The sequence below is a fragment of the Occultella aeris genome (assembly GCF_902703175.1).
GTDB classification, from domain to species: domain Bacteria; phylum Actinomycetota; class Actinomycetes; order Actinomycetales; family Beutenbergiaceae; genus Occultella; species Occultella aeris.
In genome coordinates this window covers 50,282-74,693 of the sequence record NZ_CACRYJ010000024.1, presented here as the reverse complement: position 1 = coordinate 74,693, position 24,412 = coordinate 50,282, and the positions used below count along the sequence as shown (strand labels likewise).

Genomic DNA, 24,412 nt, shown 5'->3' with positions numbered 1-24,412 from the left:
TCACGGCAGCGGGTGGCCGCCGGCCCGACTCGCCTCGTGCGCAGCCTCCAGCACGGCCATGGTGCGCAGTACGTCACTCGCCGAGGTCGGCAGCGTGGTGGCCGCACCGGTGACGTACCGCTGGAGCGCCCCCATGGTGGCGATGAAGGCGTCCGGGAACCAGGAGCCCTCGACGTCGACGGCCTGCCAGCCGGTGCCGGTGCTCACCTCGAGCAGATCCGGCCCGCCACGCGGGTAGTCCAGCAGCAGGCCGAGCTGGGTTCGGATCGCCCCCTCGGTGCCGTGCCAGAGGACGGCGGCCTCCTGGTGCTCGGGGCCGAACGTGTGGTCGTGGTTCGTGCTGATCGTCACCCGCAGCGGCCGGCCCGCGTAGTGCAGCAGGTACGCGGTCCGGGTGCTGGCCAGCTGCTTGTGCGGGTGCGGCACCGTGACGGCGCTGACCCCGCTCGGGTCGCCTACGAACGAGCGCACCAGGTCCACGTAGTGCACCGAGTGCATCGGCATCTCCATGCGTTCGAGCCCGAACACGCTGGGGAACAGCTCCCAGCGGGTCTCGATCCGCACCAGGACCTCGAGGTCGATGAGCTCGCCGATGACGCCGTCCGCGATCAGCCGGCGCGCGGCGGCCACGTGCGGTGCGAACCGCAGCTGGGTGTTCACCGCGGCGGTGAGGCGCTTGCGCTCGACGATGTCGACGAGGGCGCGCGCCTGCGCGTAGGTGTAGCCGAGCGGCTTCTGGAGCTGCACCGCCGCGCCGTCGGGCAGTGCCTCGAGGATCGACGCGAACGCGTCGGGCATCACGGCGACGTCGTAGACGACGTCGCTGCCGTGGGCGGCGACCGCTGCCTCGATCCCGGAGTGGGTGGTCGGGATATCGAACGAGGCCGCGAGCTCGGCCGCCCGCGCGGCGTCGACGTCGACGACGGCCGCCACCGGCATGCCCGCCCTCCGGTAGGCGGGCAGGTGCGCGTCCCGGGCGATGCCGCCGGCGCCGACCACGACGATCGGCAGCGGGTCGCTCGGGGGGCCGGCTACGTAGGCCGGGTCCGGTTCGCGTTCGGGCAACATCAGCGGGCCAGCCCGTAGACCCGGGTGGCGGTGTCGTGGCGCAGGGACTTCGCCTGCTGCTGCGGAAGGGCGTCGACGGCGGCCACCAGCACGCTCATCGTGGCATCGGCGCCGCCGGAGACGGTGCTCACCGGCCAGTCGCTGCCGAGCATCAGCCGGTCCGCACCGAACGCCGCGAGCGCTGTGGCCAGGACAGCCGCGAGCTGCTCGGCCGTCACCGCCTCCGGCAGGTCGGCCCGGTAGATCCCGGAGACCTTCGCGACCACGTTCGGGAGGGCCGCCACGCCGGCGAGCTGGTCGGCCCAGCGGCGGAAGTCGTCGTCGAGCCCGACCGGTGGTTTGCCCAGGTGGTCGAGCACGATGGTCAGCCCGGGGTGCGCGCCGGCGAGCGTGACCAGGTTCTCCAGGTGCCGGGGGAGCACGGCCACGTAGTCGAGCGGCACGCCGGCCGCCTCGAGGAGAGCGAGGCTGCGTCGCTGGTCGGCGCCGAGGATCCAGTCCGGGTCGGGGCGGTCGTGGGTGAGGTTGCGGACCCCGACGAAGCCGGGGTTCGCCGTCAGGCTCGGGAGCTGTTGCGCCACCGTCGTCGGGTCCTCCAGCGGCAGGTAGCACACGGCCCCGGCCAGGCGCGCCTCGCCCGCGACCAGTTCGAGCAGGTAGGCGGTCTCGTCCAGGGTCTCGTCCGCCTGCACCAGCACCGCCCGCCGCCCGCCGTACCGCGCCTGCGCCGCGAGGCCCCGCGCCAGGTCGTGGTCGGTGCGCAGCGGCTCCGGCGCACTGTCGAGCCAGCGGTAGGAGGACCTGGCTCGGTCCCAGACGTGCAGGTGGGCGTCGATCACGGCCGTTCGCCTCGCTTGTTGACGACGTAGAGGTGCACCAGGGACAGCACCGTATCGCCGTCGTGGTTGGTGACCGTCACCCGCTCGTCGACCCGGCCGAGCTCGGGGCGGCGGGGGTGGTCGGTGACCTCGACGATCTCCGCCTCGACCGTGATCGTGTCCCCGAGGAACACCGGCTTGATGAACCGGATCCGGTCGTAGCCGTAGCTCATCGCCTGCGGGTTCACGTCGCCCGCGGTCATCCCGACGGCGACCGAGAGGATCAGGGTGCCGTGGGCGATCCGGCCGGCCAGCCCGGCCTCCTCCACGCACCAGCGCTCGTCCATGTGATGGGGGAAGAAGTCGCCGGTCTGGCCGGCGTGCAGGACCACGTCCGCCTCGGTGACGGTGCGTCCGAGCGTGCGCCGCACCTCCCCGACCGCGTACTCCTCCAGATATCGGTCAACGACCTGCATGCTGCACTCCCAACGTCGCGAACATCCGGTCCAGGTCCGCCAGTACCTCGGCGGCGCTCTCACGATCCACCAGGCCACGGTGCACCCGCGCGCAGGCGACGTCCTGCACGGCCATGTACCCGGGATGCTGCGGTCGCAGGCTGGCCCGGTCCAGAGTCCTGCGGGTGTCGGCGAAGAAGCCGCCGGTCAGCTCATCGAGGCCGGCGTCCGCCCAGGCGGCCACGTGCCCAGGCTGCCCGCCGGCGCGTGCATACACCCCGCGCTGGACCGCACCGGTGGCGACCCAGGTCGCGAACGCGATCGCCGCCGCCGGGTGCTCGGTACGGGCGGACACGGCCAGCCCGGCGCCACCGAGCATCGATCCGCGTGGCTGCCCGTCGATCTCGGGGATGTCGCTCCAGCGCAGGACGTGGTCGCGGAAGCCTTGCCGTGCGTAGTTGCTGTAGCCGTACAGCAGCGGGGCATAGGCGAACCGGTCCGAACCGGACAGCCGGTCCGCGACCTGGATCGGGTTCTCGGCCAGGCACTCGACCGGGACCAGGTCGCGCAGCCGGCCGAGCAGGTCCCACGCCTGCGCGAAGGCGTCCGGGTCGGCGAAACCGGCCCGGCCGGCGTCCGCGCCCTGTAGACCGGACGACAGCGTGAACGCCGAGGCGAACGCGTCGATCGGCTTCGCGGGCCAGAGCACGGCACCCGTGCGGGCCAGGTCGAGCACCTCCGGCCAGGTGCGCGGTGGCTCCGGGAGCAGGTCCGGCCGGTACGCCGCGACCTGGGCGGCGGCGTCGATCGCCAGGCCGTACTGGGCGCCCTGCCAGCGGTAGCTCTCGTCGGAGCGACCGACGAACGCGGCCGGCCCTTCGCCGTCGGGCAGTGCCGCGAGCAGGCCGGCGTAGGCGGCCTGCGGGATGTGCGGGTGGTCGATGACGAGCAGGTCGTAGGAGCGGGCCAGCGACTCCAGGCCCTGGTCGGCGAAGGCCTGCAGGGTCCGGGCCTCCCACTCGACCTCGACGTCGTGCCCGGCGTCGGCGTAGGCACGCGAGGCGGCCACGATGCTGTTCCGGCCGCGCTCGTGGTCCCAGGTGATGCCGCGCAGGCGCACGGTCACGGGACGCTCCCAGCCACGGGTTCCCGGTCCGGTGCCAGTTCGTCCCGGACCCGGTCGGTGTCCGCGCCGAGCAGCGGCGCCGCGTCGCTGCCCCAGAGCCGCTGCCCGTCCAGGCGCATCGGGAGCCGGGTCGTGGTGACCTCGGTCCGGGTGCCGTCCCGCTCGTCGCGCTCGAGCGTCTGGACCATGTCGATCGCGCGGAAGCCCTCGTGCTCGACCAGTTCGTCCAGGGTGTGCAGCGGCGCGCACCAGACGTCGGCGGCGTCGAGGACAGCGAGCCAGTCCGCCGTGTCGCGGGTCCTGAGCCGGTCGGCGATCAGGGTCTCGATGCGACCGCGCTGTTCCCACCAGGACTCGGGCTCGGTCAGCTCGACCAGTTCGGGGATCTCCAGCAGGGCGCCGAGCTGCGGCACCGGGTTCATCGCGATCGAGAGGTAGCCGTCGGCGGTCGGGTAGACGCCGTACGGGGCCGGCAGGTAGGTGTGCGCGCTGTGCGGTCCGCGCGGCCGGGCACCGACGGCGCCGGGCTGGGTCAGCCGCACCGACAGCATCTCGAACTGCAGGTCGAGCATCGCCTCGAGCAGCGAGGTCTGCACCTGCCCGCCGATGCCGGTGCGCAGCCGCCGCAGCAGCAGCGCCGTGATGCCGTGGGCGAGGTGGCAGGAGGCGAGGTGGTCGGCGATCGCGATGCCGACCGGGCTCGGCTCCGGGTCGGCCTGCAGCCAGGGCAGGCCGGCGATCGACTGGGCGAGCAGGTCCTGCCCGGGCCGGTCCCGCCATGGCCCGTCGTCGCCGTAGCCGGTGATCGAGCCGTAGACCACGCCCGGGTTCTGCGCACGGACGGTGTCGTAGTCCAGGCCGAGCCGCTTCATCACACCCGGGCGGAAGTTCTCGACGACGACATCGGCCTGCTCGACCAGCCGGCGCACGAACGCGAGCTGGTCCGGGTCCTTCAGGTCCGCGGCGACGCTCTGCTTGCCGCGGTTCATCGCGTGGAAGGAGACGGTGTCGGCGCCCGCGTGCGCACCGGCGAATGCGAGCCCTCGGCCGATGTCCCCGACGCCGGGGCGCTCGATCTTGATGACCCGAGCGCCGAGGTCGGCCAGCCGCAGCGCGGCCACCGGGCCGGCGAGGAACTGGCTGAAGTCGAGGACCAGGAACCCGTCCAGCGGGCGGGGTAGTCCTTGCGGGGAGGCTGTCATGACGCTCGCTCCTGGGAGATGTCGGTGGTGGTCAGGCGCAGGGTCTGGCCGGGCGGGAGATCGAGGAGACGCTCAAGTGATCCGAGCACCACGCGCACGGTCCGGGGGCTGTCCTGGCCGGACGTGATCCGGGCCTCGGTGAGCTCACCGGCTCGCCACTGCAGGTCCACGACCAGGCCGCCGCGAGCGTGCAGGCCCCTGACCTCGCCGTCGGGCAGGTCCGGCGGCAGCGCCGGAAGCAGTTCGAGGTAGCCGGCGTGCGACTGCACCAGGCACTCGGCGAGTGCGGCGACCACGCCGAGGTTGCCGTCGATCTGGAACGGCGGGTGCGCGGAGAACAGGTTGCGGTAGAGGCCCCCGCGCCACCGGCCGCCGCCCGGCCCGGGCTCGATCTCGATGTTGCGACGCACGAACAGGTCCAGCAGCCGGCCCACGGCCTCCGGCTCGTGCAAACGGGCCCGCATCGCCGTCTTCCAGGCGAGCGACCAGCCGGTGCCCTCATCCCCTCGGGCGTCCAGGCTGCGGCTCGCGGCAGCGGCGAGGCTGGCCGACGGCGGCGCGTCCGTCGGGTGCACGCCGACCAGATGGGCGATGTGACGGTGGTGCGGGTCAGCCATCCGGTCCAGGTCGGCCCACTCGCGCAGCAGCCCGTCGCCGTCGACGCCGGCCTCGGCGATCCGGGGCAGCGCGGCCTCGGCCTCCTGGCACAGGTCCGCGGCGTCGTCGCGCAGGCGGTAGTCGTCGGCCACCCGCAGCAACGAGCGGAGCAGGTGCCGGGACAGTTCGAGGTCCATCGTGGAATCGGCGGCCACCGAGCAGGCGCGGTCGGTGCCAGGCACCACGAACCGGTTCTCCGGCGACGTCGACGGCGACGTCCCGAGCGTGCCGTCGGGGCGCGGCTCGAGCCAGTCGAGGACGAACCGGGCCGCGCCGCACAGGACGGGGAAGAAGCGTCGGGCCGCGGCGTCGTCGCGTTCGAAGGTGACCCGGTCGACCAGGTGGGTGGTCAGCCAGACGCCGGCGAACGGCCAGAACGCCCAGGCCGGGTCGTGGGTGCCGTCACCCATCGGGTCGGCGAACGCCCAGATGTCGCTCGCGTGGTGCGCCACCCAGCCCGACGACCCGTAGATCCGCTCGGCCGGTTCCCGGCCCCGCTCGGCGAACGCCTCGACGAGGTCGAACAGCGGCTCGGCGCACTCGCGCAGGCCGGTCGTCTCGGCGAGCCAGTAGTTCATCTCGAGGTTGATGTTCATCGTGAAGTCCGAGCTCCACGGCGGCTGCAGCTGCTGGTTCCAGATGCCCTGCAGGTTCGCCGGGGTGCCACCCGGCCGCGAGCTCGAGATCAGCAGGTAGCGCCCGTACTGGAACAGCAGGGCGAGGAGCTCGGGTGCCACACCGGCGCGGGCACCGTCCCCGTCGGCGACGGCGTCGAGCAGTGCGTCGGTGTCCGCGGAGATGTCCACCGCCGGCTCCGGGCCCGTGCCGAGCCGCAGCTCGGCCCGGTCGTAGAGCTCGGCGTGCGCCGCGACGTGGTCCCCGTGCAGCCGATCCACCCCGGTTGCGACGGCGTCCCGGCAGAGCCGCCGGGCCTGCGCCAATGCGGTGGTGACATCGGGCTCGGGGTCGTCTCCGAGCCGGGTGAACGTGGTCCGGACGGCCAGGATCAGGGTGGCGTCGCCGGAGACCTCGAGCACGACGCCGTCCGGCGTGGCCCGGCTGCGGACCGCTCCGCCGATCGCACGCATGGCGACGGCGGCCTGCACGCCGCGCGGGTCGCTCGCCCACCGCACGGGGTCGCTTTCGCGCTGATAGGCGGGAACGACGTCGTCAGGTGCCCGCAGCACGGCCCAGGCCTCGGCGCCGTCGGCGACGGCATGTTCCAGACGCAGTGGGGAGTCGAGCACGAAGGACACCGGTCGCTCCGACGCGGACACCTCGACCACGAGCACCTGGTGCGGGGCGCTCACGAAGGCACGCTGGTCCACGCCGGCGGCCCGGGTCCAGGCCACCGCGGAGTGGAGGTCGAGGCCGCGTGCGTAGCCGGCGTCGGCACCCGCGGAATCGTCGACACCGTCCTGCGCGGGGACGACCTCGGCCTGCGGGGCGGGCTCGGGCGCGGGGGCACCGACCGTCCGGCGCAGCCTCGCCAGCGGTTGGAACGACTGCGGGTAGGAGTGCTGCAGCGCGTGCAGCGCCTCCTCGGCGGCCACGTGGTCGCCCGCCGCAACCGCAGCGCGCGAGGCCGCGATCGCGGCCCGGGCCACGTCCGCGGTGACCGGGTGCGGCTCCGGACGGCGGCCCGGGCCGGACCAGACCGATCCCTCGCTGAGCCAGATCAGTTCCTGCTCGGCGCGGCCGTAGAGCATCGCGCCGAGTCGGCCGTTGCCGAGCGGCACCGCCTCGACCCATTCGGCGGCCGGGCTGGCGAACTCGAGCCGATGGACCGGGTGCGCCGATGGCGTCGCCCGGCTCGGCGGCACCTCGGACGAGAATACTGACGACACCGTCACCTCGGAGAATCGATTTTACTAGGTGGAGGACACCATAGACGGTCCCACGGGGCATCTGGCAACACCTGATTCCATAGAGTCTATGCCGGATCCGCGGAGGGGGTTGCGCCGTCGCCGATCTGGTGGCTAGCATCCAGACAAACGATTCACCGGACGACGAGGTCAGAGTGCACCCCGCCCCGCCCCTAGAGCGGCAGCGGCTGGCGCGACGGGCCGAGCTCATCGAGAGGAGCACTCAGCGGTGGTACAGACGGGCGTGGGAACACCCATGGCGCCGACACCACTGGCGGCAACAGCGGCGACCACGCCGCCGGCCAACCGCCGGGGTCGGCCGGGCCGGACGCGCAGATCGATCCGCCGGCACTGGCAGCTCTATCTGCTCGTGCTGCCTCCGCTGGTGTACTTCGCGCTGTTCAAGTACGTGCCGATGGCGAACGCCGTCATCGCGTTCAAGGCCTACAACGTCATCGCCGGCATCTGGGCGAGTCCGTGGGTGGGCCTGGAGCACTTCGAACGGTTCTTCTCCAACCCGGTGTTCGGCACGATCGTCAGCAACACGTTCCTGCTCAGCCTGTACGCCCTGATCGCGAGCTTCCCGATCCCGATCATCCTGGCGCTCGCCCTCAACGAGGTCCGCTCGCGCTTCTTCAAACGCACGGTCCAGATGGTCACCTACGCGCCGTACTTCATCTCCACGGTCATCGTCGTCTCGATGGCGATCCTGATCCTCTCGCCCCGGATCGGACTCCTCAGTGGGATCACCGGCTTCTTCGGGCTGCCCGCCACCGACTACCTGGCCCAGCCGGACTTCTTCCGGCACGTGTACGTGTGGAGCGAGGTGTGGCAGACCGCGGGCTACTCGGCGGTCATCTACCTGGCCGCTCTCGCCGGCGTCGACCCCGGCCTCTACGAGGCGGCCAAGGTCGACGGCGCCAACCGGCTCCAGAAGATCTGGCACGTCGACCTGCCGAGCATCATGCCGACGGTCGTGGTGGTCCTGATCCTCTCGGTCGGCAGCATCATGGCCGTCGGGTTCGAGAAGGCGTTCCTGCTGCAGAACCCGCTGAACCTGTCGCAGTCGGAGATCATCGCCACCTACACGTACAAGATCGGCATCCAGAACGCCGACTTCAGCCTCGCCACGGCCGTCGGGCTGTTCAACTCGGCGATCAATCTGGTGCTGCTGCTCGGTGTGAACGCCGTGTCGAAGCGCGTGACGGGGAGTGGACTCTGGTGAGCGTCGCAACGAGGATCCGCGGGGCGGGCCGGCCCACCAAGGTGCGCGAGTCGCGGGTGGACCGGTTCTTCCTGGTCGGCGTCTACATCCTGCTCACCACGTTCCTGCTCGTGGTGCTGCTGCCGCTCTGGTACATCGTGGTCAGTTCGTTCAGCAGCCCCGCGGCGGTGTCCGCCGGCCGGGTGTTCCTCTGGCCGGTCGAGTTCACCCTGCGTGGCTACCAGGTCGCGCTGAGCAGTCCGCAGATCCTCAGCGGGTTCGCGAACTCGCTGTTCTACACCATCGTGGGCACAGCCATCAGCGTCACGCTCACCGTGATGCTCGCCTACCCGCTCTCGCGCGCGGACTTCGTCGGGCGCAAGGTGCTCACCGGCGCCGTCGTGTTCACGATGCTGTTCGCGGGCGGCCTGATCCCCACCTACCTCGTGGTCCAGGCGATGGGGATGCTCGACACCCGCTGGGCGCTGCTCATCCCGAACGCGGTGGCCGTCTGGCCGGCGATCCTGGCGATCACCTACTTCCGGACCGCGATCCCGGACGAGCTGCGCGAGGCCGGTGAGATCGACGGTGCGAGCGACCTGCGGATCCTGTGGAAGGTGGTGCTGCCGCTCTCCGCACCGATGCTCGCCGTGATCGCGCTCATGTACGCGATCGTGCAGTGGAACTCCTACTTCGACGCGCTGATCTACCTGCGCGACGACGCCCTGTACCCGCTGCAGTTGGTGCTCCGGAACATCCTCATCCTGAACAACGACGCCGGTGGCGATGCCACCTCGGCGCTGGAGCGGCAACAACTCGCGAACCTGCTCAAGTACTCGCTCATCGTGGTCTCCACGGTCCCGATGATGCTCATCTACCCGTTCGTGGCGCGCTACTTCACCAAGGGTCTGCTCCTCGGGGCCGTGAAGGGCTGACCCCCCGCACCTACCGAGCCGTCGACCCCCGGCGGCACCACCTCACGACGAAGAGAGGCACCACATGACACGCCGCAACCGGACCGCGACGGCGATCGTCGCCGTCGGCGGACTGGCCCTCACCCTCGGCGCGTGCGCGCCGCAGGCGGAGCAGCCCGTCGACGACGGCGTCATCACGATCTTCAGCCAGCAGGGCGCGGAGTCGGACCTCAACACCAACGAGTTCACGCTCTTCCTCGAGGAGGAGTTCGACGTCGACCTGCAGTTCGAGACCACCACCTGGGACGCCGGGGCGGCCTCCGAGGCGCGTCAGATCGCGCTCGTGAGCGGTGACTATCCGGACGCGTTCCTGATGATCCCCTGGGTCGACCAGTTCACCCAGGCCGAATTGCTCAAGTTCGGCGAGCAGGGTGTGGTCCGGCCGCTCGGCGACCTGCTCGAGGAGAACGCACCGAACCTGATGCAGGCCTGGGAGGAGACCCCCGAGTGGGAGCAGCTCGCGACCTCGCCGGACGGCAACGTCTGGGGGCTGCCGCAGTGGAACGACTGCTTCCACTGCAGCTACCCCTCGAAGCTCTGGCTGAACTCCGCCTGGCTGGACGCGGTCGGCATGGCACAACCGACGACTCCCGACGAGCTCCGCGCGGTGCTGACGGCCTTCCGGGACTCCGACCCGAACGGCAACGGCCAGGCCGACGAGGTACCGCTCTCCGGCTCGCCCGGCGCGAACTCCGTGCTGCCGTTCCTGATGAACCCGTTCGTGTACATGCCGTCCTCAACGACGGACGGCTCGATCCCGGCCTCACTCGCGCTGGACGGTGACACGGTCACCCTGCAGGCGACTCTGGACGGCTGGCGGGAAGGGCTCCAGTACGTGAACTCCCTCTACGAGGAGGGCCTGGTCGACGAGGCGGCGTTCACGCAGAACCAGGACGCGCTCCTCGCGCTGGGGGACGTCGCCGGTGACCCGATCCTCGGGGCCGCGACGGTCGGTCACCCGGGCGTGTTCGTCACCATCGGGCAGGAGGACGGGCGCGACGCGGAGTACGACCCGGTCGCACCGTTGACCGGGCCGAACGGCTCGCCCGCCTCCGAACTGCTCTCGTCCGTGCCGGGGGCGACGCTCGTCATCACGAACAACGCCAGTGACTCCGACGCCGCCAGCCTCGTGCAGATCGTCGACTGGATGATCGACTACGACAACCACCTCCGGGCCGAGTGGGGCGAGGAGGGCGTCGCCTGGGACCGCCCCGCCGAGGGTGACGTCGCGCTCGACGAGACGCTCGAGCCGCTGTACGTGCGGCACCGGCTCAGCGGCGCCGAGGCCACGGAGAACGCCAACGTGGCCTGGGGTCCGCTCGCGCAGTACTACGGCAGCACGGAGTTCCGTGGCGCCCAGGTGGTCTCCGAGGACGTCTACGATCTCGCCGGGTACGAGCGTCGACTGTTCGAGGCCACCGAGCCCTACGCGGCGAACAGCCCGACCGAGGCGTTCCCGTACTGGAACCTCTGGATCCCCGATGAGGACTCGTCCGAGCTGTCGACGGTGCAGACCAACGTCGAGTCGCTCGTGCTGCAGGCCAGTGCCGAGTTCGTGACCGGCGTGCGCGACATCGACAACGACGCCGACTGGCAGGCGTTCCAGGAAGCTCTCGTCGCGAGCGGCAGCGACCGCTATCTCGAGATCTACCAGACCGCCTGGGACGCGTCGAACTAGCGACAATCCCTGGACGGCGGCCCGGTTGCGTGATGCGCCGGGCCGTCGTCGCGTGGGGGCCAGGCGCAGGCGTGGCGGGGTGCGTGGCCAGGCGGCGTCCGCGTTTGCGCATATCTATTCAGTAACGCACAGACTTGACAGGTCGCGATTCGCACACCTACGCTCGCCGTTGAATCGCTTCACTCACACCCCGCAGCACCCGTTTCAAGGAGGAAACATGTCCGCAAGGATCCGTAGTCGGCGGACGCGCCTGGCCTCGTCCATGGCCGGACTCGCCGCGCTCTCGCTGCTCGCCGTCGCCTGCTCACCGGCCGGCGAGAACGCGGGTGGCGGCTCGGACGGCGGCGGTGACGACCAGGGCGGTGCCACCGAGTTCACGTTCCTGACCACCGTGGAGAACCCGCAGATCCGCGACGAGCTCACCCGGCTCAGCGAGGACCAGTGCGCCGCCGAGAACGAGGCCCTGCCGCTGGTGATCGACACCATCCCGCAGGCGGACGTCAACCAGCGGGTCTCGGTCCTCGCGAGCCAGGACGCACTGCCCGTCATGTTCGTCTCGCCCACGAGCGAGTCGAAGGTCGGCGGCGACATGTACGAGTCCGGCGCACTGCTGGACCTCGAGGAGACCCTCACCGACCTGGGCGTCTGGGAGGACGTGCTGCCCGCCGCGGCCTCAACGGTCAACGCCATCTACGGCGACATGGTCTCGCTGCCGTTCCAGTACAACATCGAGGGCTTCTGGTACAACAAGCAGATCCTCGCCGACAACGGCCTCGAGGTCCCGACCACCTGGGCGGAGTTCACCGAGGCCGCCACCGCCCTCGACGCGGCCGGCGTGCAGCCGCTGACCGCCTCCGGTGCCCAGGGCTGGACGATCACCCGGTACATCAGCACCTACCTCGCCCGGGCGAACGGCGTGGACGCGCTCGCCCAGGTCTCCGACGGCTCGGCCAGCTTCACCGACCCCGACTACCTCATCGCCGCGCAGGAACTCGCCGCGCTGGGCGAAGCCGGCTACTTCGGGCAGGGCATCGTCTCCCGGGACATGGACACCGTCACGGCCGAGTTCTTCGGCGGCACCGCGGCCATGATGTACAACGGCTCGTGGGTGCTGTCCAACGTCTATGACGAGGAGCAGAACACCGTCGGCGTGGACAACATCGGCTTCTTCCCGTTCCCCGAGGTCGAGGGCGGCGCGGGCAGCATCGACGACTATCCGGCCAACACCGGCACCGTCACCGCCGTGTCCGCGTCCCTGTACAACGACAAGGTCGGCGCCTGGCTCGCGTGCATCGCCGAGAACTACGGGTCCAGCCTCCTTCAGAACCAGGGCGCGATCTCCGGCTTCGTGCAGAACACCGAGGTCGACGGCGTGGAGCCGCTCGTCGCCGAGGTCACCGAGCGCATGGTGGACGCCCAGGACGCGGTGATCTGGCTCGAGGGTCCGTTCGACCAGCGCTTCGGCGACGCCGCCGGACTCAGCGCCGGCAGCCTCGTCGACGGCGGCATCTCACCCGAGGACTACATGGCCCAGATCCAGGACGCGGTCGACGCCGCCCAGTGACCGCAGCCACGGCGGTGGGTGCGCGCCACCACGAGGCGCACCCACCGCCGTCGGGCCCGGCCCGAAGCATCAGACAGCGGCGGCCACCGGCCGCCTGACCCGGAAGGCGCACACATGAGGGACGTCCTCGGGGACCGGAAGGCGATCGTCATCCTGCTCGCCCCCGCGCTGGCCTTCTACACGCTGATCAAGCTCGTGCCGATCCTGTGGTCGCTCGGGCTCACGTTCTTCGACGGGAACGTGCTGCGCGGCTACGAACCGGTCGGCTTCGGCAACTTCACCCGCCTGGTGGGCGACTCGGTGTTCTGGGAGGCGACGGCTTTCACGCTGAAGTACGCCCTGGTCGCGACCGGGCTCCAGGTGGCCGCCGGCTACCTGCTGGCGATCCTCTACGTCTTCGTGCTCCGCAAGGGCTCCGCGCTGCTGCGCACCATCGTGTTCTTCCCGGTGATCCTGCCGACCGTGGCCGTGGGGGTGCTGTTCAAGCGGCTGTTCGGGATCCACCCCACGCCGGGCCCGGTGAACTCCATCATCGAGGCGTTCGGCGGCCAGTCGCTGGACTGGTTCGCGAGCGGGGACACCTCGTTCCTGGTGCTCATTCTGATGGACGTGTGGCGCTCGATGGGGTTCTTCGCGGTGCTCCTGTTCGCGGGCCTGGTGGACATCCCCGAGGAGGTCATCGAGTCCGCTCGCATGGACGGGGCCAAGGGAGCCAGGCTGATCCGGCACATCGTGCTCCCGCTCTCGCTGCCGGTGCTGCTCTCGGCCGTCGTGTTCGCGGTGAACTCCACGCTCAAGGTGTTCGACTCGATCCTCGCGATCACGAACGGTGGTCCGGGCACCGAGACCCAGCCGCTCACGCTGTACATGTACCGCACCGTGTTCACCTACAACGAGTACGGCTACGGCTCCACCCTCGCGCTCGCGCTGACCGTGATCGCGTTCCTGGTCACGATCGTGATCTTCCGCTCCGCCCGCAAGGACATCACCGCAGACAAGGCCGCCCGATGACCACTCTCACCCAGGCCCGCCCGCTGGTCGGACCGGCCGGTCCCAGCCAGCCGCCCCGCCGCCCCGGCGGCGCCCGCCGGTTCTTCGCCCGGCTCCCGGTCCGGCTGCTCGTGCTCGTCATCGTGGCCGTCGAGATCCTGCCGATGATCTGGATGCTGCTCAGCTCGTTCAAGACCCAGAACGAGTTCGTCACCGGATCCGTGTGGGCGCTGCCCACCTCCTGGGACTTCGGCAACTACGTCGAGGCCTGGGTGACCGGGGACTTCGCCTCGAACGTGCGCAACTCGATCCTCGCCACCGTGCCGGCACTGTTCTTCCTGCTCCTGTTCGGTGTGGCGGCCGGGTTCGCGCTCGAGGTGATGGTCTGGAAGGGGCGCTCGACGATCCTGCTGATGTTCGTCGCGGGCATCATGATCCCCGGGCAGATGCTGCTCGTGCCGCTGTTCATCACGTACTTCAACCTGGGCCTGACCCAGACGATCTGGCCGTTGATCCTCACCTACATCGCTATGGGGCTGCCGCTGACGGTGTTCATGATGGCCGCCTACTTCCGGGCCATCCCCCGCGAGGTGTTCGAGGCCGCCACGATCGACGGCGCCGGCATGATCCGCTCCTTCTGGATGATCGGTCTCCCGATGATCTCCAACGCGATCCTGACGATCGGACTGGTGCAGTTCTTCTCGATCTGGAACGACCTGCTCGTGGCGCTGACCTTCGTCACGAACCGGGACCTGGCCACGATCCAGGTGGGGCTGCTGAACTTCAGCGGCGAGTACGGTGCCATGCAGTATGGGCCGCTCTTCGCCGCGATCTGCCTCAACGTGTTCGGAACGCTGGCCGTGTTCCTGTTCCTCAGCAAGAAGATCATGGCGGGGATGGCATCCGGTGCGCTCAAAGGCTGACCCACTCCAGACCCCGTCCCCGGTGACGCTCGGCACGTCCGGCCTGGGGCACGGGCCCGACGGCGCAGCTGACGCCGCGGACCTGGCCGCGGCCCGGGCGTTGCTCACCGGGGCGCACACCCTGGTCGACACCGCGAACATGTACGGCGGTGGCCGGTCCGAGGTGCTCCTCGGCCGCGCGATCGCCGAGCTCGGCGGGGTCCCGGCCGGCGTGCAGGTGATCTCCAAGGCGGACCGGGACCTGGCCACCGGCGCCTTCGACCGGGACCGGGTGCTGCGCTCGTTCGAGGAGTCGACCGCCCGGCTCGGGCTGGACACGCTGCCGCTGTACCAGCTCCACGACCAGTACACGATCACCTTCGCCGAGGCGATGGGGCCGGGTGGGGCCGTGCGGGCCCTGATCGAGTTGCGCGAGCAGGGCGCCGTCGGCGCCATCGGCGTGGCCGCAGGCCCGACGGCGATGCTCACCGAGTACGTCCGCACCGGTGTGTTCGAGGTGCTGCTCACCCACAACCGGTACACGCTCGTGGACCGGTCCGCGGCCGACCTGATCGCCGAGGCCGCCGGCCAGGGGATGACCGTGTTCAACGCCGCCCCGTTCGGTGGCGGGCTGCTCGCTGCGGGCGCCCACGCCGGGGCGACCTACGCCTACCGGGCCGCGCCACACGAACTCCTGGCGTGGGTGGCCCGACTCGAGCTGGTCTGCGCGGCGCACGACGTGCCGGTGGCGGCGGCCGCGCTGCACTTCTCGATGCGCAATCCGCACGTCGCATCCACCGTGGTGGGGGTGCGCTCACCGGAACGGCTCGCGCAGACCGACGCCCTGCTCGCCACCGACGTGCCCGAGGATCTCTGGACCGAGATCGACCGACTCGGCACACCGCCCTCGACCCTGGACGACTGAACCATGCAGACCAGCACCGACGCCTCGCTCGCCGACCGCCCCCCGCTGCCCGGGAGTGAGGCGCCGCCGGTCCCGCTCGGCTACCACGACGACCCGGTGCCCGGCGTCGGCCGGCGCCGCCCGCGCGCGCAGTTCAGCTCCGACGCGGCCCGGCTGAGCCTGAACGGCGACTGGGCGTTCACGCTCGCCGACACCGCGGCCGGCACCGGCCCGGGGTTCGCGGACCCGGACCTCGACGACGGCGACTGGGGCCGCATCGACGTGCCCTCGCACTGGGTCTTGCGTGGCCACGGGGACCCGCTGTACACGAACACCGCGTTCCCGTTCCCGATCACCCCGCCGCACACCCCGACGGCGAACCCCACCGGCGACTACCGGCGCACCTTCACGCTGCCCGCCGGGTGGCGCCGGGAGGGCGCCGTGCTGCGCTTCCAGGGAGTCGACTCCTGCGCGGCGGTATGGCTGAACGGGGTGGAACTGGGCCATTCCAAGGGCAGCCGGCTGCCGTTCGAGTTCGACATCGGGCCGGCGCTGAGGGAGGGGACCAACGTGCTTTGCGTCCGGGTGCACCGGTGGTCCTCCGGCAGCTATCTCGAGGACCAGGACATGTGGTGGCTGCCCGGGATCTTCCGGGACGTCGAGCTGCTCGAGCGGCCTGCCGCCGTCGACGACGTGTACGTGCACGCCGACTACGACCACCGCACCGGGGCCGGGACACTACGGGTGGAGGCCACCGATGTCGACGGTGCACCGGTGCTCGCCCTGGTGGACGTCCCGGAGCTGGGCGTGGCCGCACTACCCGCCGGGACTGCCACCACGATCGACGGCGTGCGGCCGTGGAGCGCCGAGGCGCCGCGCCTGTACCGGGGCACGGTGCACGCCGGCGGGGAGAGGATCGAGCTCGCGATCGGGTTCCGGACGATCAGCGTGGCCGAGGGCGTCCTGCGCGTGAACGGCGTCCGGGTGCACCTGCGTGGAGTGAACCGGCATGAGCACGACCCGGACCACGGACGCGCAGTCAGCGTCGAACTGATGCGCCGCGACATCCTCATGATGAAGGCGCACAACATCAATGCCGTGCGCACGTCGCACTACCCGCCGCACCCGGAGTTCCTGCGCCTGTGCGACGAGCTCGGGCTGTGGGTGGTGGACGAGTCCGACATCGAGACCCACGGATTCATCTACGCCGGCTGGGAGGGCAACCCGCCCGACGACCCGGCCTGGACCCCAGCACTGCTGGACCGGACCGCCCGGATGGTGGAGCGGGACAAGAACCACCCGTCGGTGATCATCTGGTCCCTCGGCAACGAGAGCGAGGGCGGCGCCGGGTTCGCCGCGATCGAGGCGTGGCTGCGGGACCGGGACCCGAGCCGGCCGCTGCACTACGAGCGCGACCGCACCTACGCGCAGTCCGACTTCTACTCACTGATGTACCCCTCGCTGGATGACCTGGCCGCGATCGCGGAGCGCACCGAGGAGACCCCCGAGGCACTGGCCGAGAACGCGGAACTGGAGCACCGCCGTCGGGCGTTGCCGTTCCTGTTGTGCGAGTACGCGCACGCGATGGGCAACGGCCCCGGCTCGCTCGCGGACTACCAGGAGATCCTGGAGTCCTCGGACCGGATGGCGGGCGCGTTCGTGTGGGAGTGGATCGACCACGGGTTCCGCGGTCGCACCCCAGACGGCGTGGAGTACCTGCGCCACGGCGGCGACATCGACTACCGGCCCAACGGCGGCTCCTACTGCATCGACGGGCTCGTCCGCCCGGACCGGGTGCCCTCGCCGGGCCTGCTCGAGCTGGCGAAGGTGCTCGAGCCGGTCAGGTTCGACGTGGACGCCGACGGCATCACCGTGCGCAACCACTACGACGTGCTCGACACCGGCCACCTCGCCTTCACCTGGGAGCTCGCCCGCGACGGCGTCGCGCTCGCCGTCGGAGACATGGTCGTGCCGGTGCTCGCGCCGGGGGAGCAGACGCGAGTCGAGCTGCCCGAGGCCGTGGACCTCGGGGCGGCCGGCGAGGGCGAGACCTGGCTGACCGTCTCCGCGCGCCTGGCCCAAGCGACGCCGTGGGCCGCCGCCGGCCACGAGGTCGGCTGGGGTCAGGGCCAACTGGCGCAGCACGCGCGTCCTCGCACGCTGAGCCAGAAGAGTACGCCCGGGTCAGACGGTTCTACGGTTCTGTCCCGGGCGGAACCCGCTGCCTCAGCGGATCCGGGCACGCTGGCCGTGGGGGCGGCGGTGCTGGACACCCGGACCGGGGACCTGATCAGCCTCGGCGGGCTCGACGTGAGCGGGCTCCGCCTGGACATCTGGCGCGCACCGACCGAGAACGACCGGGGCCAGGGAGAGCTGAACAACCTCGCGAAGGTGTGGCGCGCCGTCGGGCTGGACCGGATGCTGCACTCGGTGACCGACGTCCTGATCGGTGACGGCGGCGCGTGCGTCCGCGCTCGGCTCGCCCCGGCCACGCAGCCGTTCGGGCTCGACATCGCCTACACCTGGACCGCCGGGAGCGGGCCCACGGCGCCGCCCGCCGACGACCCGGGGGAAGTCACCCTCACCGTGGACGTGACCCCGTACGGACCCTGGCACGACGTCCCGTACGGCCACCATGAGGTGACCCTGCCCCGGCTCGGGGTACGCCTCGGACTGCCCGCCGCCGTGGCCCGGGCCACCTGGTTCGGCCTCGGGCCGGGGGAGTCCTACATCGACTCCCTCACCGCGGCGAAGGTGGGCCGGTACGCCCAGTCCGTCGACGACCTCGGCTTCGAATATCTGGTGCCCCAGGAGACCGGCAACCGGCACCGCGCCCGCTGGCTCGAGCTCACCGGCGCCGACTCGCCAGGCCTGCGCGTGGCCGGCTCGCCCACGTTCGACTTCACGGCCCGGCGCTGGTCCACGGAGGCGCTCGACGCCGCGAAGCACCCACACGACCTGCACCCCGAGGACCGGTTGTACCTGCACCTCGACCTGGCTCAGCACGGCCTCGGCAGCTCGTCCTGCGGGCCGGCCACCCCCGACCGGTACCGGGTGCATCCCGAGCCCACCCGGTTCGCCCTGACGTTCAGCACCATGTTCCAGCCCCAGAAGGAGCAATAGCCATGACCTCCGCCGGCCACGCCGCGACCACCTCGGTCCTGGAGCCCTACGCACTGCGCGTGGAGCACCTCGAGAATCCGATCGGCCTCGACGAGCCCCGGCCCCGGTTCGCCTGGCGGCTGCGGACCAGCAGCGCCGGAACGCGGCAGGCCGCCTACCGGGTCGTCGTGACCGGCGGGCGCGGGGAGACGGCCTGGGACACCGGCCGGGTCGCCTCGGACGACCAGTTCGAGATCGGCTACGCAGGCGTCCCGCTGCGGCCGTTCACCGGCTACACCTGGAACGTGCAGGTCTGGGACGCCGACGGCGTCGCGGGCGTCGGCGCGTCCGGCACCTTCGAGACGGGTCGCCTCGGGCGGCCGTGGGTCGCCCGGTGGATCGGTCGCGACCGCACGGACCGGCCCGCGTTCCTGGCGCCCGCCGACGACGATCTCACCTGGAACACGCGCGGCCTGCCCGCGCCCTCTCTATTGCGCACGACGTTCGCGACGCGTGCCGTGACCTCCGCACGGCTGCACATCACCGCCCGAGGCCTGTACGAGGCGCGCATCAACGGCCGGGTGGTGCATGACACCGCACTCAACCCGGGCTGGACCGACTACCAGCGGCGGATCTTCTACCAGACCTACGACGTCACGTCCGCGGTCCGCACCGGCATCAACGCCATCGGGGTGGTGCTCGCCGACGGCTGGTGGAGCGGCTTCGTCGGCTACGACGCCCGCAACGCGGGCCGGCTGTACGGAACCGCACCTGCGCTGCTCGCCGAACTGCACCTCACGCTCGCCGACGGCACCACCCAGGTGATCCGCACGGACGAGACCTGGCGCGAGTCCGCCGGCGAGTGGCTGCACGCGGACCTGCTCATGGGCGAGGGCGTCGACGCCCGTCGCCGACCCGAGAGCTGGGACACCCGCGGCTTCGACGACTCGAGCTGGCGCCGGGCACGGCCCGCCGGCGACGACACCGCGAACGTCACCGGGGCCACTGCCCCGCCGATCCGCGCGGTGGCCGAGGTGGCCCCGGTGAGCGTGCGGGCCGACGCCGACGGCGCAGCCGTCCTGGACTTCGGCCAGAACCTCGTGGGGCACCTGCGCCTGCGGATCCGGGGCGCCGCCGTCGGGCAGTTCATCGAACTGACCCACGCGGAGACCCTCGACGCAGACGGCAACCTGTACCTGGAGAACCTGCGCCGCGCCGAGGCACGGGACCTCTACTACGCCCGCGGTGACGCCGAGGAGACCTTCGAACCCCGGTTCACGTTCCACGGGTTCCGGTACGCGCGGGTCACCGGGCTCGGTGCCGAGCTGGACCCGGACGACGTGCGCGCCGTGGTGATCAGCAGCGACCTCGAGGAGGTCGGTGACTTCGACTGCGACAACCCCGACGTGCTGCAGATCGTGTCAAACACCCGGTGGAGCCAGCGCGGCAACTTCCTGTCCGTCCCGACCGACTGCCCGCAGCGGGACGAGCGGCTCGGTTGGCTCGCCGACGCCCAGGTGTTCGCACCCACCGCAGCCCGGGCCAGCGACGTGTCCGCGTTCTTCGCCACCTGGATGGTGGACGTCGTCTCGGGGCAGAGCCCGGACGGCGCCTTCGGCGACATCGCCCCGGCCGGCCCATGGATGGGCGAGGGGGCGCCCGCGTGGGGCGACGCCGGCGTGATCATCCCGATGATGCTGTTCGACACCTACGGCGACCGGCGCCAGCTCGAGCGGTCCTACCCGGCGATGGTGCGCTGGGTCGAGCACATCCGCCGCGCGAACCCGGACCTGCTCTGGCGCAAGCGGGTCGGGTCGAACTACGGCGACTGGCTGCACGCCGGGACCGAGACCGCGCGGGACGTGCTCGCCACCGCGTACTTCGCGAACTCCACCTCCCTGGTGGCGCGGGCCGCCGCGATCCTCGGCCACGCGGAGGACGAGCTTCGGTTCACCTCCCTGGCGCAGGAGATCCGGGACGCGTTCGTGGCCGAGTTCGTGCGGGACGGGATCATCACCTCGGACACGCAGACCTGCTACCTGCTCGCCCTCGACCACGACCTCCTCCCGGCGGACCAGATCCCGGGCGCCGTGGACCGCCTCGTGCACCTGGTCCGCACGGCCGGGAACCGGCTCACCACGGGCTTCGTGGGGGTGTCGAAGATCTGCCGGGTGCTGAGTGCATTCGGCCACGACGACCTCGCCCACGCGCTGCTCGTCCAGGAGGACTACCCGAGCTGGCTGTTCCCGATCCGGCACGGCGCCACCACGATCTGGGAGCGCTGGGACGGGTGGACCCCGGAGGGCGGGTTCCAGTCCGCGAACATGAACTCCTTCAACCACTACAGCCTCGGCGCCGTGGTCGACTGGATCTACGCCACCCTCGGCGGCATCGACCGGGTACCCGGTTCGGTCGGCTACCGGGACGTACTCGTGCGACCCCGTCCGGGCGCCGGCGTGAACCGAGCCGCAGCCGGCCAGGAGACGCCGCTCGGCCGGGTCGCGGCCTCCTGGGTGCTCGTCGACGGCCGGTTCAGCCTGGACGTGGAGCTCCCGCCCGGTGCTCGCGGCGTGCTATCCCTCCCGACGGCGGACCTCGCCAGCGTCTGCGACGGTGCCGGTGGGAGCGTGGCCGGGGAGGTCGCGGTCGGGCCGCACGGGGAGGTCGAGATCCGGGTCGGCGGCGGCCGGCACCGCGTGGTCGTGGACGGGGTGACCGCCGGCCTCGTTGACTCGCCTGTCGGCGCGACGGCCACTGAGGTGTGACGCGGGAACCTCCGGCTGCGGCTCGGGTAGGTTCCGGGGTGACCGTGACGATGTTCGACGGCGACGTCTCTCCGGAGGTTGCCCGCTCCGTCCGGGCGGCAGGAGTCGTTGCCGTCGACACCGAGACGAGCGGATTGGACTGGAGGGCCGATCAGCTACAACTGAGCCAACTGTTCACTCCGCAGACCGGTCCGGTCTTCATTCGCAATGTGACGGGGCACCCCAGCGCGTTGGCCGAGGTGCTCGGGGACCCAGGCGTCCTCAAAGTCTTCCACTTCGCTCCCTTCGACCTGAGATTCCTCGAGGCGGGCTGGGACGTGCGAGTCTCGGCGGCCGCGTGTACGAAGGCAGCATCCAAAATCCTGCAGCCGACATTGCCCGCGCATGAACACAGCGTCCAGCCGCTGCTTCGGCGAACCATTGGTGTCGAGATGTCAAAGGGCAGCGTGCGAACGAGCGACTGGGGTGCGGGAGATCTCTCAGCGCCGGGACAGGCTTGCGGGGACGGATGCCGCGTTCGCGGCCGGCACGGTGGCTCATGGTTTGTACCCGCGTACGAATAGGGCCACGCCGTCTGTGATCCAGCCCGCGCGCTCTTCAGGGGTGATCGGGGAGGCCGGTGCGCCGGGTGTGGCTGAGACGAGCCGTGAGAAGTGCACTGCTGCTCGGTCCGGGTCGGTGATGCTCAGGAATCCGCGCTCGGCCCAGCGCGCGAAGACCTCAGCCAGTTCGACGCGGACGCGTCCAGCACCGGCCTGCCACCACGTGGAGACGACTTCAGTTCCCAGGTGCCCTGCCTCGGCCCGAACTTGGGCAACCAGTGCCCGGTGCGCTGCTGAGTCTGGCATGCCGATGAGCCAATCACCGGCGTCGTTGAGCCATTCGGTCGCGAATGCCCGCAGCGCTGGCTCGACCCCTTCGGCGGTCGCCACGGTCGACAGGTGCCGTTCGACGAGGGCGGTCTCGGCCGCAGCGACCTGCGTGGCTGAGTTGATGAGGACCGCGGCGAACAGCGCCGTCTTGTCGGCGAAGTGCTTGTAGATCGTCCGGGTCGAGACTCTTGACGCGGTGGCGATGGCGTCGATGCTCGCTCTCGCGTAGCCGTCGCGGGCGAAGACCGCGCGTCCGCCGGCCATGATCGCGGCGTGCTTGTCCGGCCGTAGCCGGGGGCTCGGCTGCGCGGGGGTGGCTGCGGCCGCCTCCGGATGACTCATGGCGACTCCTTCTTGATCGGGGCTTGCCAGCTCGAATCTAGCATGTAAAGTGCTCGTTGTACTTTACTTCGACATGGAGGATCCCATGACCCGCATCGCCGTTGTCGCTGGTAGCACCCGCACGCACCGCCGCGGCAAGGCCGTGGCTGACTGGGCGCTGCAGACCGCCCGGCAGGTCGCCCCCGAGGGCGTGGCGGTCGAGCTGATCGACGTGGCCGACTTCGATCTGCCCGTGCTCGACGAGCCTGCCCCGGGCGCCTGGGGCATCTACGCCCACGAGCACACCAAGCGATGGTCGGAGGCGATCGCCTCCTATGACGGGTACGTATTCGTCACCCCCGAGTACAACCACGGGGTGCCCGGCCCGCTGAAGAACGCCGTCGACTACCTGTACACCGAGTGGAACCACAAGGCGGCCGGGTTCGTCAGCTACGGCGTCAACGGTGGTGTCCGCGCCGTCGAGCAGCTCCGCCAGGTCGCGGCCGAGCTCAAGCTCGCCGACGTCGCCGCCCAGGTCGCCCTCAGCACCTACACGGACTTCGACTACACCGGCATCGACGTCACCGACCCCGCCGCCACCGGGCTCTTCGTACCTGACGACCGCCATACGGAGGACCTCGCGAGGCTGCTGTACGACGTGGTCGTCTGGAGCCGTGCACTGGCTTCGGTGCGCGCCCAGGCGACCGAGAACTGAACCCCGCCAGCGGCCCGGTGACTCCCATGCACACGACAGACGACGATCCCGACGTCGGCTCCGCCGACACGTCGAGCACCGCGGCGCTCGGCACCCTGCTCGTCATCCTCGCCGGCTTCCTGGTGCTGCCGATGTCTATGTCGGGTGCCAGTGTGGCGATCCCACGCATCGGTGCGGACCTGGACACCGGCGGCGCTGCCGCCCAGTGGGTCGTGACGGTCTACTTCCTGACCGCCTCCGCGCTCATGCTCGTCGCCGGGTCCCTGGCCGACACGCTCGGACGCCGCCGTGCCTACCGCCTGGGCGCCGTCGCCTTTGTCGTCGGGAGTCTCGCGGCCGGGCTCGCGCCGAGCATCGGCGTGCTCCTGGCCGCGCGGGCGCTCACCGGTCTGGGCGCGGCCGGGGTGATGGCCTCCGGGGAGCGATCCTGGCGGCGACCTTCACCGGCGCCGCACGGACCCGCGCGTTCGCCGCCATGGGCGCCACCGCAGGTCTCGGCTTGGCGCTCGGCCCGTCGGTCTCGGGTGGGCGAGGCTGCGACCTGGCTCAGTGCTCACCGCTTCCAGCCAGCACCTCGGCCACCCGGCGCACGCCGAGCTCGGGGCTGGTGAGCACCGGCACCGCCCCCTCCACGGTTGCGGCGGCCCCGGCCATGGAGGCCTGGGCGAGCACCACCACGTCCACCTGCGCGGCCCACTCGACGATCGCGGCGCCGACGAGCTCGTCGTGGCGGGCCCGGTCCCCTCCGGAGACGGCTTCGAATGCGCCCGCCACGATCACCTCGTGCAGCTCGGGGCGGGCGCCGGCCAGCCCGGCGCGCTCGCGCAGCAGGGCTGCTGTCGGGGCGAGGGTGGTGGCTAGGGTCGCGATCACAGCGATCCGGGAGCCGGCCGCGATGGCCGCGTCCGCCATCGCCTCGTCGATGCGCAGCACCGGGATGCCGAGCTCGGCAGACAGGCCGGCCGCGTACCCGGAGATGGACGAGCACGAGAACACGACCGCGTCCGCCCCCGCGCTGCGCGCCGCCCGGCCGAGGTCGAGCAGGCGCTCGCGGACCCCGGTGCCCTCGGCGTCGCGGCCGAGGTCGGCGACGATCTTGTCGTCGAGCAGGTGGTGGACCTCGATGCCGGACAGGTGCGCGGCGGCGAGCTCGGTGAACGTCGGGATCACGACGGCCCCGGTGTGGATGAACGAGATTCGGGTCATGGCGGTGCCTTCCTTGCTTTCTGG

At 71.1% G+C, this 24,412-nt stretch carries 20 protein-coding genes; 12 read left to right on the top strand and 8 right to left on the bottom strand.

The genetic code is table 11. From position 1 onward, the window contains the following. From HALOF300_RS08730 to HALOF300_RS08705, 6 genes are read right to left on the bottom strand one after another with little or no spacing between them, the layout of a single operon-like run. Window positions 1-1,068 (bottom strand): Gfo/Idh/MocA family protein, encoded by a 1,068-nt coding sequence (locus HALOF300_RS08730; RefSeq protein ID WP_156740567.1) that lies wholly within the window; start codon window positions 1,066-1,068, stop codon window positions 1-3. Further along, window positions 1,068-1,907, bottom strand: coding sequence for an amidohydrolase family protein (locus HALOF300_RS08725; protein ID WP_156740566.1), 840 nt, complete (start codon window positions 1,905-1,907; stop codon window positions 1,068-1,070). Before HALOF300_RS08725 ends, HALOF300_RS08730 begins: the two co-directional genes overlap by 1 nt. Then, on the bottom strand, window positions 1,904-2,362 hold the full coding sequence (locus HALOF300_RS08720; RefSeq protein ID WP_156740565.1) for a MaoC family dehydratase: 459 nt from the start codon (window positions 2,360-2,362) through the stop codon (window positions 1,904-1,906). Before HALOF300_RS08720 ends, HALOF300_RS08725 begins: the two co-directional genes overlap by 4 nt. Then, window positions 2,349-3,467, bottom strand: a complete 1,119-nt coding sequence (locus tag HALOF300_RS08715) for an extracellular solute-binding protein (protein ID WP_156740564.1) — start codon at window positions 3,465-3,467, stop codon at window positions 2,349-2,351. Before HALOF300_RS08715 ends, HALOF300_RS08720 begins: the two co-directional genes overlap by 14 nt. Further along, on the bottom strand, window positions 3,464-4,669 hold the full coding sequence (locus HALOF300_RS08710) for a CaiB/BaiF CoA transferase family protein (protein ID WP_156740563.1): 1,206 nt from the start codon (window positions 4,667-4,669) through the stop codon (window positions 3,464-3,466). The genes HALOF300_RS08715 and HALOF300_RS08710 overlap by 4 nt, the downstream gene beginning before the upstream one ends. Then, window positions 4,666-7,173: a glycosyl hydrolase family 95 catalytic domain-containing protein gene (locus tag HALOF300_RS08705; RefSeq protein WP_197522410.1), complete on the bottom strand. Its 2,508-nt coding sequence runs from the start codon at window positions 7,171-7,173 to the stop codon at window positions 4,666-4,668. The genes HALOF300_RS08710 and HALOF300_RS08705 overlap by 4 nt, the downstream gene beginning before the upstream one ends. A gap of 274 nt (window positions 7,174-7,447) precedes the next feature. On the opposite strand from HALOF300_RS08705, the gene HALOF300_RS08700 reads away from it, so the two are divergent. From HALOF300_RS08700 to HALOF300_RS27715, 10 genes are all read left to right on the top strand, one after another. Continuing rightward, window positions 7,448-8,416 carry an ABC transporter permease gene (locus HALOF300_RS08700; RefSeq protein ID WP_156740561.1) on the top strand — a complete coding sequence of 323 codons (969 nt, stop codon included), beginning with the start codon at window positions 7,448-7,450 and terminating at the stop codon, window positions 8,414-8,416. Beyond that, entirely contained in the window at window positions 8,413-9,330 is a 918-nt protein-coding gene (locus HALOF300_RS08695) for a carbohydrate ABC transporter permease (protein ID WP_231955156.1), read from the top strand. Before HALOF300_RS08700 ends, HALOF300_RS08695 begins: the two co-directional genes overlap by 4 nt. A 64-nt stretch (window positions 9,331-9,394) precedes the next feature. Continuing rightward, window positions 9,395-11,047 carry a type 2 periplasmic-binding domain-containing protein gene (locus HALOF300_RS08690; RefSeq protein WP_156740560.1) on the top strand — a complete coding sequence of 551 codons (1,653 nt, stop codon included), beginning with the start codon at window positions 9,395-9,397 and terminating at the stop codon, window positions 11,045-11,047. 217 nt (window positions 11,048-11,264) lie between these two features. Further along, complete coding sequence (locus HALOF300_RS08685; RefSeq protein WP_156740559.1) at window positions 11,265-12,611, top strand: ABC transporter substrate-binding protein; 1,347 nt, start codon at window positions 11,265-11,267, stop codon at window positions 12,609-12,611. 114 nt (window positions 12,612-12,725) lie between these two features. After that, window positions 12,726-13,622 carry a carbohydrate ABC transporter permease gene (locus HALOF300_RS08680; RefSeq protein WP_156740558.1) on the top strand — a complete coding sequence of 299 codons (897 nt, stop codon included), beginning with the start codon at window positions 12,726-12,728 and terminating at the stop codon, window positions 13,620-13,622. Beyond that, window positions 13,619-14,524: a carbohydrate ABC transporter permease gene (locus HALOF300_RS08675; RefSeq protein ID WP_156740557.1), complete on the top strand. Its 906-nt coding sequence runs from the start codon at window positions 13,619-13,621 to the stop codon at window positions 14,522-14,524. Before HALOF300_RS08680 ends, HALOF300_RS08675 begins: the two co-directional genes overlap by 4 nt. Window positions 14,525-14,546: 22 nt before the next feature. Further along, window positions 14,547-15,428 (top strand): aldo/keto reductase, encoded by an 882-nt coding sequence (locus tag HALOF300_RS08670; protein WP_231955155.1) that lies wholly within the window; start codon window positions 14,547-14,549, stop codon window positions 15,426-15,428. A 3-nt stretch (window positions 15,429-15,431) separates the two neighbouring features. Next, window positions 15,432-18,530: a glycoside hydrolase family 2 TIM barrel-domain containing protein gene (locus tag HALOF300_RS08665; RefSeq protein WP_156740555.1), complete on the top strand. Its 3,099-nt coding sequence runs from the start codon at window positions 15,432-15,434 to the stop codon at window positions 18,528-18,530. A 2-nt stretch (window positions 18,531-18,532) separates the two neighbouring features. Then, window positions 18,533-21,274, top strand: coding sequence for an alpha-L-rhamnosidase (locus HALOF300_RS08660; protein WP_156740554.1), 2,742 nt, complete (start codon window positions 18,533-18,535; stop codon window positions 21,272-21,274). A gap of 50 nt (window positions 21,275-21,324) precedes the next feature. Further along, window positions 21,325-21,837, top strand: a complete 513-nt coding sequence (locus tag HALOF300_RS27715) for a 3'-5' exonuclease family protein (RefSeq protein ID WP_408636787.1) — start codon at window positions 21,325-21,327, stop codon at window positions 21,835-21,837. Here HALOF300_RS27715 and HALOF300_RS08650 read toward each other — a convergent pair. Then, window positions 21,811-22,488 carry a TetR/AcrR family transcriptional regulator gene (locus tag HALOF300_RS08650; protein WP_156740552.1) on the bottom strand — a complete coding sequence of 226 codons (678 nt, stop codon included), beginning with the start codon at window positions 22,486-22,488 and terminating at the stop codon, window positions 21,811-21,813. The two genes, HALOF300_RS27715 and HALOF300_RS08650, sit on opposite strands and share 27 nt — an antisense overlap. Window positions 22,489-22,573: 85 nt before the next feature. On the opposite strand from HALOF300_RS08650, the gene HALOF300_RS08645 reads away from it, so the two are divergent. Continuing rightward, entirely contained in the window at window positions 22,574-23,182 is a 609-nt protein-coding gene (locus HALOF300_RS08645) for an NADPH-dependent FMN reductase (protein WP_156740551.1), read from the top strand. A gap of 26 nt (window positions 23,183-23,208) precedes the next feature. Next, window positions 23,209-23,793, top strand: a complete 585-nt coding sequence (locus HALOF300_RS08640; RefSeq protein WP_197522409.1) for an MFS transporter — start codon at window positions 23,209-23,211, stop codon at window positions 23,791-23,793. On the opposite strand, the gene HALOF300_RS08635 is transcribed toward HALOF300_RS08640, so the two are convergent. Then, complete coding sequence (locus tag HALOF300_RS08635) at window positions 23,729-24,388, bottom strand: aspartate/glutamate racemase family protein (RefSeq protein ID WP_156740550.1); 660 nt, start codon at window positions 24,386-24,388, stop codon at window positions 23,729-23,731. The two genes, HALOF300_RS08640 and HALOF300_RS08635, sit on opposite strands and share 65 nt — an antisense overlap. Between the last annotated feature and the right edge of the window lie 24 nt (window positions 24,389-24,412).